10 protein-coding genes are annotated in these 9646 nt (G+C 37.4%); 2 read left to right on the top strand and 8 right to left on the bottom strand.

The window, feature by feature from the left end; all coding sequences use genetic code 11:
* Positions 1–116: 116 nt before the first annotated feature.
* Both I6E85_RS02280 and I6E85_RS02275 read right to left on the bottom strand, forming a co-directional pair.
* Positions 117–566 (bottom strand): GNAT family N-acetyltransferase, encoded by a 450-nt coding sequence (locus tag I6E85_RS02280; RefSeq protein WP_024589924.1) that lies wholly within the window; start codon positions 564–566, stop codon positions 117–119.
* 74 nt (positions 567–640) lie between these two features.
* The gene (locus tag I6E85_RS02275) at positions 641–1384 is read right to left on the bottom strand and encodes a sporulation protein (RefSeq protein ID WP_007586609.1); all 744 of its coding nucleotides are present in this window, start codon (positions 1382–1384) and stop codon (positions 641–643) included.
* Between the two features lie 265 nt (positions 1385–1649).
* Here I6E85_RS02275 and I6E85_RS02270 point away from each other — a divergent pair, with 265 nt between their 5' ends.
* Together I6E85_RS02270 and I6E85_RS02265 are read left to right on the top strand one after the other, a co-directional pair.
* Positions 1650–3224 (top strand): cation:proton antiporter family protein, encoded by a 1575-nt coding sequence (locus I6E85_RS02270; protein ID WP_007586608.1) that lies wholly within the window; start codon positions 1650–1652, stop codon positions 3222–3224.
* A gap of 347 nt (positions 3225–3571) precedes the next feature.
* Complete coding sequence (locus I6E85_RS02265) at positions 3572–3796, top strand: DUF3820 family protein (RefSeq protein ID WP_007586607.1); 225 nt, start codon at positions 3572–3574, stop codon at positions 3794–3796.
* 89 nt (positions 3797–3885) lie between these two features.
* Here I6E85_RS02265 and I6E85_RS02260 read toward each other — a convergent pair whose 3' ends face one another.
* The 6 genes from I6E85_RS02260 to ilvY form a co-directional block, all read right to left on the bottom strand.
* Positions 3886–5133, bottom strand: a complete 1248-nt coding sequence (locus I6E85_RS02260) for an ATP-binding protein (protein ID WP_024589923.1) — start codon at positions 5131–5133, stop codon at positions 3886–3888.
* Between the two features lie 25 nt (positions 5134–5158).
* Positions 5159–5851, bottom strand: coding sequence for a response regulator (locus I6E85_RS02255; protein ID WP_024589922.1), 693 nt, complete (start codon positions 5849–5851; stop codon positions 5159–5161).
* Between the two features lie 14 nt (positions 5852–5865).
* Positions 5866–6246 carry a DUF3019 domain-containing protein gene (locus I6E85_RS02250; protein ID WP_024589921.1) on the bottom strand — a complete coding sequence of 127 codons (381 nt, stop codon included), beginning with the start codon at positions 6244–6246 and terminating at the stop codon, positions 5866–5868.
* Between the two features lies 1 nt (position 6247).
* On the bottom strand, positions 6248–7060 hold the full coding sequence (locus tag I6E85_RS02245) for a MipA/OmpV family protein (protein ID WP_024589920.1): 813 nt from the start codon (positions 7058–7060) through the stop codon (positions 6248–6250).
* 447 nt (positions 7061–7507) lie between these two features.
* Positions 7508–8554: a GGDEF domain-containing protein gene (locus tag I6E85_RS02240; RefSeq protein ID WP_024589919.1), complete on the bottom strand. Its 1047-nt coding sequence runs from the start codon at positions 8552–8554 to the stop codon at positions 7508–7510.
* Between the two features lie 116 nt (positions 8555–8670).
* The gene (gene ilvY / locus I6E85_RS02235; protein ID WP_024589918.1) at positions 8671–9576 is read right to left on the bottom strand and encodes an HTH-type transcriptional activator IlvY; all 906 of its coding nucleotides are present in this window, start codon (positions 9574–9576) and stop codon (positions 8671–8673) included.
* Positions 9577–9646: the final 70 nt, after the last annotated feature.

Genomic DNA, 9646 nt, shown 5'->3' with positions numbered 1-9646 from the left:
AATAGGCCACAACTTCTGTTGTAGCCTATTATGAGCCCTTTGAAAGATCGTTCAATTAGCTTAAACGATCTGCATTACCACATTAGTGGGCTTTTTTATAGCTGCTTAAATTGGATTTATTTAGTGAGTTTTAAAATCATATCTTGATGAGGTATACCGTCTTCTAAATATTCACTTTTATAATCCTCAAAGCCAAAAGAGCGGTAAAAATCAAGCAAGTAAGTTTGTGCACCTATATAAATATCTCGCTCAGGCCATTGTGCTTTGCAGCAGTCTATAGCTTCAGTAATAAGTAAAGTTGCATACCCATTGCCACGCGCTCTTTCACTTACTAGCACGCGACCTATTGCGCTGTATTGCTCACTTTTGTCATAACAACGCGCATAAGTTTGTAGTTGCCCATTATCCAATGTATATAAATGCTGTGTATTTAAAGCAATATCTACATCATCAAGTTCAGGGTAAGGACATTTTTGTTCTACAACAAACACATCAACCCGCCCACGCATAATAATAAAAAGAGTCTGTGTATCAAAAGCGTCAAACTGCTCACATTTAAACTGCATATTAAATCCTATAAGCAAAAAACCCAGCTTAGGCTGGGTTTATTAAAATCACTCGTTAGCTTAGTTAGCTTATACTAAGTAAATAAGCGCTCTAGCTGATCACACAACTGCGATAGATTCACATGATCGTGCTCTATGGTCAAATCTACATAACCATCGCCTTTAAAGGCTCTGTCTAGCTCTATAAGCACATGTGTTTTATGTGCCTCTGGTACAAACGATAATTCAATCTCCTGAATGCCAAATAAGCTGCGGCTATTAGGTTTATACTCAAGTTCTTGGTAACACCCAGATAATGACTGAAAAGTTGAAGCCCGTAAGTGGCCTTTTTCTACGTCAGCTTTCATTAAACTAAAACCTAACTTTTCCATCGCTTGCATACACGTTTTAACCGCTTCATTAGGGTAAATGTGTAAATGATCTTTATCTGTTGGGTCAAGTGCTAAGTCTATATCTAGGCCTGTTTCTAGCCATACATGTGATTGATTATAACCTGCATTAATTTCTGTAATAGGTGTTTCAGAATGAAGACGTGCTTCAAAAGGGATGTTTTTAACTTCGCCTGGCTCAATTGTACCAATATCTGTAATTCGCCATTGCTCAATTACATGATTAGTAAAATAATCGCCATCATCACCCGCAACTTTAACACGAGTCATTAATAATAAATCTAAGCCTGCGATATCTTGGCTAACATCCCCAGCTGTGATAACTATTTGTGCGTTAAAAAGTTGACCTGGTTGTAGGTGTTCAGTTTCTAAAATAGTGTCTACTTTTGCAGCACCAATACCTACCGACGCTAAAATCTTTTTAAACATATCTCTCTCCTTAAGCTGAGCTGCTCTATTATTTGCTCTGGCTTAAACTTCTTCGTTATCGCATCTTAACCATATTTAAAAGCTAATGTCAGTGAAAAAATGTTATTTACATACTATTTACGATTAAATAAGTGTTTAATGCGCATTTTTCATACGCAGCAAGGCAAGTAATTGATTAGACGCGTTCATTTTTAGGTCTATTATATTTTCAATGGCATAAATTTTTCGTTACACTGCAACACCAAATGAAGTGATATTAAGAATTATGGAACTAATCTATTTTGCTGCCGCGTTTGTTTGTGGTTTTGCCGTTTATCAATTAAAACTACCTCCTCTTATTGGATTTTTATTAGCAGGCTTTGCTTTAAATTTATCAGGATATAAAAGTACAGAGTTGCTCGATACAATTGCAGCCCTTGGCGTTACCCTTCTTCTTTTTAGTATTGGCTTGAAACTTAAAGTTAACAGTTTAATTAAACCTCAAGTTTGGGCACCTGCAACATTGCATATCATTTTTAGCAGTGCGTTATTTAGTGGTTTTATGCTGTTACTTGGCGTATTCGCTATTCCACTATTTGTTGATTTAAGTTGGCAAAGTGCTTTATTAGTTGGGTTTGCACTGAGTTTTTCGAGTACTGTATTTGCAGTAAAAGTGCTTGAAGAACGCGGGGAAATGGCAAGCTTACACGGTAAAATAGCCATTGGTATATTGGTAATGCAAGATATCTTTGCTGTTATCTTTTTAGCTATTAGCACCGGTAAAGTCCCAAATTTATGGGCAATTGCACTAATAATTGCTTTGCCTTTATTACGACCTGTAATGTATGGCGTATTGAACCGATCTAAACATGGTGAACTATTACCATTGTTTGGTTTTTTCTTTGCTCTAGTTGCTGGTTATCATGCATTTGAATTTGCAGGCCTAAAAGGCGATTTAGGTGCATTAATAATAGGAATGATGTTTGCCCCTCACAAAAAGGCAGGCGAGCTATCAAAATCCCTGCTTAATTTAAAGGACATATTGCTAGTTGGCTTCTTCTTAAGTATTGGTTTGAGCGCAGAGCTAACCACTAACTCCTTGATTGTTGCTATTATACTTATTTTAGTATTACCCGTTAAAATAGCGCTTTATTATGTGTTCACTAATATATTTAAACTACGCGCGCGTACATCATTACTTACTGCTTTTAGCTTATCTAACTACAGTGAGTTTGGTTTAATTGTATGTGCAGTGGCTGCAACTACAGGCATGATCACCTCTGAGTGGCTAGCTGTAATGGCAATTGCTGTTTCTATTACCTTTATAATTGCCTCCCCATTAAATAAGCGTTCAAACGAGTTGTACGTAAAAATAGAGCACTGGTTATTAAAGTTCGAAAGCAAAACTCGTTTAGCTGAAGAGCTACCTGTTAACCTTAACGATACTAGAATAGTCATTTTTGGCATGGGACGGATTGGTACTGGTGCTTATGAGACTATCAACGCGACTCACCCAAATGTTGTTGCAGGTATAGATATAAAACCTGAGGTGGTAGATAAGCACGTTAACAGAGGCCGCAACGTCTTAATTGCTGATGCAACCGACCCTGACTTTTGGCAACGAGTAAATCACTCGCAAGTAGAAATGGTTATGCTTGCGATGCCAAAACACATGCAAAATATTTTTGCCTTAGAGCAACTACAAGCCTCTGGTTATAAAGGTCAAGTAACAGCTATTGCAAACTACCCTGATCAACAAAAAGAACTAGAAGAAATGGGTGTTCATTCTACTTATAACTTTTACCTAGAAGCCGGTAGTGGTTTTGCAGAGCACGTTAAACAAGAACTATTTAACGAATAATTACTTTTTATGACGTCTATAATATAACAAGGCCTTAATCAGTTAAGGCTTTGTTATTAGTTTTTAAATAAAAAGCAATTCTATTTACATTCCTTTACAAGCCAATTCACCACAACAATGAAAAACAGGTAGACTAACTGTGTTGGTTAAATAAGAACCCATGTTCTAATAATAACTTAATTAGATCCCAGCTAATTAAAGTTCAACTAGGTTTATATCAACATAAAATTATTAAATCAGAGGGCCTACTCCCTCGCAAAATAGGCTGTTTCTTGCCCGTCACAGCCTATTTTATATCTCTAAAATCCCTTACACTTACGCATACTTTAAATACATAAGTAGTTTTTATGGATCCAAAACAACTAAAAATAGCTATTAATACCATAATGCCGTTTGGAAAATATGCAGGACGGCCATTGCTTTTACTGCCAGAGCCTTATTTAGTCTGGTTTAATCAGCAAGGGTTTCCTGACTCAAAACTAGGGAGTCAACTTGCGATGATGTATGAGGTAAAACTAAATGGCCTTGAGCAAATGTTAATGCCATTACTTGAAAAAAATAAAAATAGTTGAGAACTTTTTTAAGTACTTGCGGTCTATTATATTGCTACTTGTTGATTTTGGTTTTTAACCGCAAAAAAAAGCGCCTCTAGGCGCTTTTTTTATGTCTTTAATTTGAGGGGTAAATATACAATAAATTTAGCACCACCTAAGCTTGAGTTTTCTGCTTTACACTCTCCTTGGTGCCACGATACAATTTTAGCAACTATAGCGAGTCCTAAACCAAAACCACCGGTATCCTTGCCTCTACTTTTATCTAGTCGAGTAAAAGGTTTAAATACATTTTCTCGCTCAGCGGGAGCTATCCCCTCCCCATCATCTTCAACAATCAATACGATGTGTTTTGTCTCTTGTAGCAATGAAATTTTGACTTTTTTATGGGTATATTTGAGCGCATTGCCAATTAAATTTTGAAATACTCGCGCCATAAAATGGCTATCACAGTAGTAATTTAAATGCTCAGGGAGGTTTACAGAGAGCGTGGTTCGGGCTTCAAAGTTTAGCTTTTCAACAGTTGTTTTTACCAGCCCAGCTAAGTCACAGTTTATTGGCTGTAAACTAGGTTGTTGAGAGTCTAATCGCGCGTATTCAAGCATTTCAGAAACTAGTGACTCAAGCTCGCTAATGTCTGTTTGCATGTTTGTTAGGTATTTCTCACCTTTTACGTCAAGCATTTGTTCTTGCAGCATTACAATTGCAAACTTTAAACGTGCTAGTGGTGTTCTAAACTCATGCGACACCGATGAGGTAAGTTCTTGCTGCGCACTAAGTAAAAACTCAATACGTTGCTGCATTACCTTTAATGTATCAGTAATAGGTAAAAAGAAAGACTTAGAAGAGTCGTTTAGTTGAAAGTCTTGCAAACCCTCTACCGCTTCACACGCTTTACGTAGCTTTGCAAAGTCGCGCCATAGTAAAAAGCTCCACAGCCCAACAGGTATACCTACAATAATAAGTAGTAATAAATACGGCCAAACAGAAGATGATTCCTGCGTTAATACACCTACCGGTCCTACTTGAAGTAATGAATCATTACCGAGATCTACATACCAAACAATGCGTTGTTGCTTATCGTATAAGTATAAGTAGTGGTTTTGGTTGAGCTGCGATTGTTGTTTTTGAGGGAGTATTAAATCACGTCGTTCAATAACTTTACTTTCAAAGTTGTGCTTTAATTTTTTAAGACCATTTGGAGTTTGTGAGAGCAACCAGAGTGATTGCCCAAACTCATCATCTAAGAAGACCTGCTGTTGCGACTCTTCGTAAGGCCACAATTGCTCTATAACACCGCTTACTACAAACAAAGAAACGATGATATATAAATATAAGCTGGTAAACAGTTTTCCCATTAAAGCCGACTAACCTTAAATAGTTCTAAAGATCCCATGCATCAGAAACAAATAAGTAGCCTTGTCCCCATACAGTTTTTATACGATACGGCTTATCGCTGTTGTCGCCTAATTTTTTACGAATTCGTGATACGCGTACATCCACAGTTCTATCAAGTCCATCGTATTGGCGGCCAATCATATGCTGGTGCACATGTTCTCGACTTAGTACTTCACCCGCATTTGACGCTAATAGCCATAGTAACTCAAACTCGTGCGAAGTTAATACAATCTCCGAATCACTTAGTTTTACAATACGACTTGTTTTATCAATGACTAAATCACCAAACTGGAGCTCTTCGCTTGATTTTACTATGGGTTGTCCACGACGCAGTAATGCATTAATTCGCGCTAGTAATACACGTGGCTCTGCTGGTTTTATTACATAATCATCAGCGCCAAGCTCTAAACCAAGCACTTGGTCGAAGTCTTCACCTTTAGCAGTCAACATTAAAATTGGTAGAGTAAACTTATCTCTCACTTGGCGGCAAACGCTAAAGCCATCTTTACCTGGCAGCATAACGTCTAAAATCATTAAATCGGGTGTATTGTTTTCTAGGTAATTAAACACTTCGTCACCACGTTCTAATACTTCGACTTCAAGGCCATTATGTTCAAGGTAATCTTTTGTTAGTTGTTGTAAACCGAGATCATCTTCAACAAGTAAAATTTTTGGCATTAGTTGCTCCTAAATTAAAAAAAGCTCCACGGAGAGCGAAGCCTACGCCTATTTTTTTTAGCATGGGCGCTTTGTACTTCAACCTGTGTTTTTGCTATTAACACACCCGTATGAGGATTGATTAAGGAGTATATGGTCTCCACCTGAACACGCGCTTTATAATTAAATTGCCCAGAAAGTTGTTGCTCCCAGCATTGAAGCCGTTGCTCTTGCTGATACAAACAGACATCACTGTAGGCGTTTAATTGCCATTTAAATTGTAAATCAAGATCGCAAAAACCCTGCTGTTCAGAGACAACGCAGACTTTTGGAGAAACGCTAAAAAAAGGGGGTTGTGCCACACTAAAACCACTAAAAAAAGTGGTAATAAAGACAACTAATATTAAATACTTCATATTAAAAAGTACGATCGAATCCTATAAATGCAGTCATTGAATAAGTACGTTCAAAGAGCGGACTGCCATCCATAGTCGAATAGTCGTAATATGCTACATGAAAACGAAGAGAGTCAGCCTTACCCAGTGGCCAACGGGCGTCGATTTTAGCATAAGGTTGCCAACTACTACCAACGTCTATTTTGCCAAATTGAGTTTCACCCTCATTAAGTCCATAAAAATAGCTATTTAGTTCCGCAGATTTATAGTTTATTCCAAGTGTTGGCTTTATTTTGAGCTTTCCTAGCACAGTATGATACTGCCACTGCAATGCTGCGCGTGCACCTCGATAAACATCGGTTATATCATGCAGAGCCTGAACCGAAAAAACATGGTCTTCATTTACATAGTGATATGCAATACCCGCATCCAGTGCAATTTGCCGTTTATGTAAATTATCAATATCAACATAGCGAGAGGACGAGGCTTCATCTTGCATTACGAACTGATTGTTGAGAGTACTGCTTTGTAGTGAAAATACATTTTTAGGGTGCCAGTCTATAAAAAAGCGAGACTCAGAGTTGAGTTCACCAACTAGATTAAAGTGATGCTTAGGGGTTTGCAAAAATGAATAACCAATACGGCCATTATCAAAAAACCATTGCTCTGCATAAAACGCAACTTGAGGAATAAGCACGAGCGGAATATTATCTCCACCATGCAAAGGGTTGGTTATAACTCCAGCCCCCACGCTTAAACTCAAATGCAGACGATCGGTTGTTATATCTTGCTCTGTATAATCGTCAGCATGCTTGCTTGCCTGTGTTGCTTGCACCGAAAGGCAAACAAACAAAGTGCTAAAACATAGAGCTGTTAATAATGAGAAGGCATACCGCATCAGCGTAAATCAAAGTATCAAAATAAGTGAGTTCCCCATACTAGCAAGGTCTTTTTAAACTAGCTCTAGCTGGTTACAATTATTCACAATTTGTATACAAAAATGTTAACTTTATGCTTTTCGGACTATTTATCTTTCAAGGTAGTTGTGTCTAAGGATTGTACTTTGAGTTGCTTGTGTAGTTTTTAACTAATAGTACCTTAAGATACTTTGAAAATGAGGCACTACGTAGCAAATGCAATTATTCAAATAAAAAATTACTAAGAGCTAACTCGCTACAGCTCTATTGGGTTTTACCTGCTTGTTTACCAAAACTGAAGTTGGATTAAATCGCCCTAAATTGAGCGGCTTTAACCCAAATAAATCAAAAACCTCTGGTACTTATTAAATATCAGGGGCTATTTCTATACGATTTCGTCCATGTGTTTTGGCAATGTATAAAGCTCTATCTGCACGCTCAACTAAAACAGAACTATTTGTAAATGGCCGTAAAATTGCTAAGCCAAAACTTGCTGAAATAGCACGTTTTGCAGTTGCATCATGCTTTTTACGAATCGCCAATTTTGCTATTGCTAAACGAATACAATCTGCAAATGCTATTATATCGTTAATAGTGTCAAAGTAGGCTGTTATGCAAAACTCCTCGCCACCATATCTATACACATTTGCAGCTTCAGTTGTATTTTCTCTCACTTTTTTAGCAACTAGCCTAAGGACTTCATCACCCTTTTGATGGCCAAAATCATCGTTAAAGCGCTTAAAATGATCAATATCAAACATAATGAGTACGGCAAGAGAGTCTTCTTGCGCTTGCTCTGAGTATTCGAGGCAAAAGTTTACAATATCAGAATCAAACTTACCTCGATTATAAAAACCCGTAAGCGTGTCGGTATCGGCTGCTTCCTTTGAAATATTGAGTGCTTCTTTTAAATCTTTTATTTCATTGTAGGCAACGGCTAATTTAGTCTGAAACTCCCGAGCATAATCTTGCATTGCAATAGAATCGTCGGTTAAACGCTCAACACAACCTAGTATCTCATTGTAAGAGTTTACATCAACAAGCATATTTAATTCATTTTGTGAGTCGACTAAACTCGTCGTAAAGCTTTTAGAGTGATCAAGCGTTGTGCTTATATCTTGCTGAACTTGCTCCATAGTTGTATGAAATTTTTCAGTCATTTCTTGAAAAAAAACGAGATCGTCTTGCGTTAAATGTTTATCAAAAATTTCTTTTGCTTTGTCTTGTGAACATGTTTGTTGCAGAGCAATAACATGGTCTAACTCAGCATTTAATGAAGGTTTGTTTCCTTGAATATAACAGTACCAAATTGCATAGTTGATGGGTGTAACCGGCATTCGGTATTTTACCATCAAAGGAATCGCCTTTTTTAGGCATTGAGCAGAATGAGCAAGTGATACGGCGTGGTTCATAAATAAACTCTCAAGCGTCATTGTTTTTATTATTAGCGCTCAATGTTAAGTAATAGTAAACTTATACGCAACCTATATTCATACTATTTAACTAACTTGCTTATTCTCTGCGCGCATTAAATCGCTTTTGCATCTAAAGTTTGCGCAATATTCCACAAAGCACTGATTGCAGGGTCATTTAACTCTTTCCTTAATACTGCCAAACCAATATCAAACCCATCAGGCGCTTGCATTTTTGGTGTTAGTATTTGTACTTTATCTTGCAGCGGGCTGTTATCTAGCACTATTTTAGGGACCATTGCGACACCTAATCCTAAGCTCACCATAGATACCATTGCTTCGTGCCCAGCAACTTGTGCGTAAATTTTCCCGTGAATATTATTTTTGCGCCACCAGTGTTCTAACCTTTGGCGAGAAAAACCTTGTTCTGGCACTATAAATTCTAAATCAGACCAATTAATGTCATCACTATTTTGTGTTAATTTTTCTGTGATCGGACATTGAATTTTTGGTCCAATTAATAAAAGCGGAGAGTGCCCTATATCTACAAAAGCAATTTGCGCCGGTAACTTATTTGGCTTAGCTGCAATAGCCATTAATTCATGCCCATCTAACACACGATTTATAGCAAGTGCAGGGTCGCCTGTATTTAATGTTATTTCTATATACTGATGCTGCGCACGAAGCTGCTCTAATATTTGATGTAAAAAACTATAAGATGCAGTAACCGAGCAATAGATACTTACTTTGCCGTAAATATGTTGTTGTGGGTCTTTTACATTCGTTTTAAAACGCTGCCAATTAGCAAGCGTCGCTGTGGCGTAATCAATAAACGACTCACCTTCACGCGTTAATTTAACACTGCGGTTATCGCGTACAAATAATGCAACACCTACCTCTTCTTCCAAGTGTTTTATATTGCGGCTCAAAGTGGGTGCGCTTATGTGGCAAAGTTCGCTTGCGCGCCCAAAGTGGAGTGTTTTAGCCAGCGCTAAAAAGTAGTTTAAATGTTTATGATCCATGCTAAACCCTGTATTTCATATTATGAAACACTTTAATTCAAATATATCATTTTACGCAAGCAACGATTTT

It is taken from the genome of Pseudoalteromonas sp. NZS71, from assembly GCF_015864715.1.
Classification (GTDB): domain Bacteria; phylum Pseudomonadota; class Gammaproteobacteria; order Enterobacterales; family Alteromonadaceae; genus Pseudoalteromonas; species Pseudoalteromonas arctica.
The sequence above is the reverse complement of the archived record's forward strand: the minus strand, read 5'-3'. Positions and strand labels throughout refer to the sequence as shown.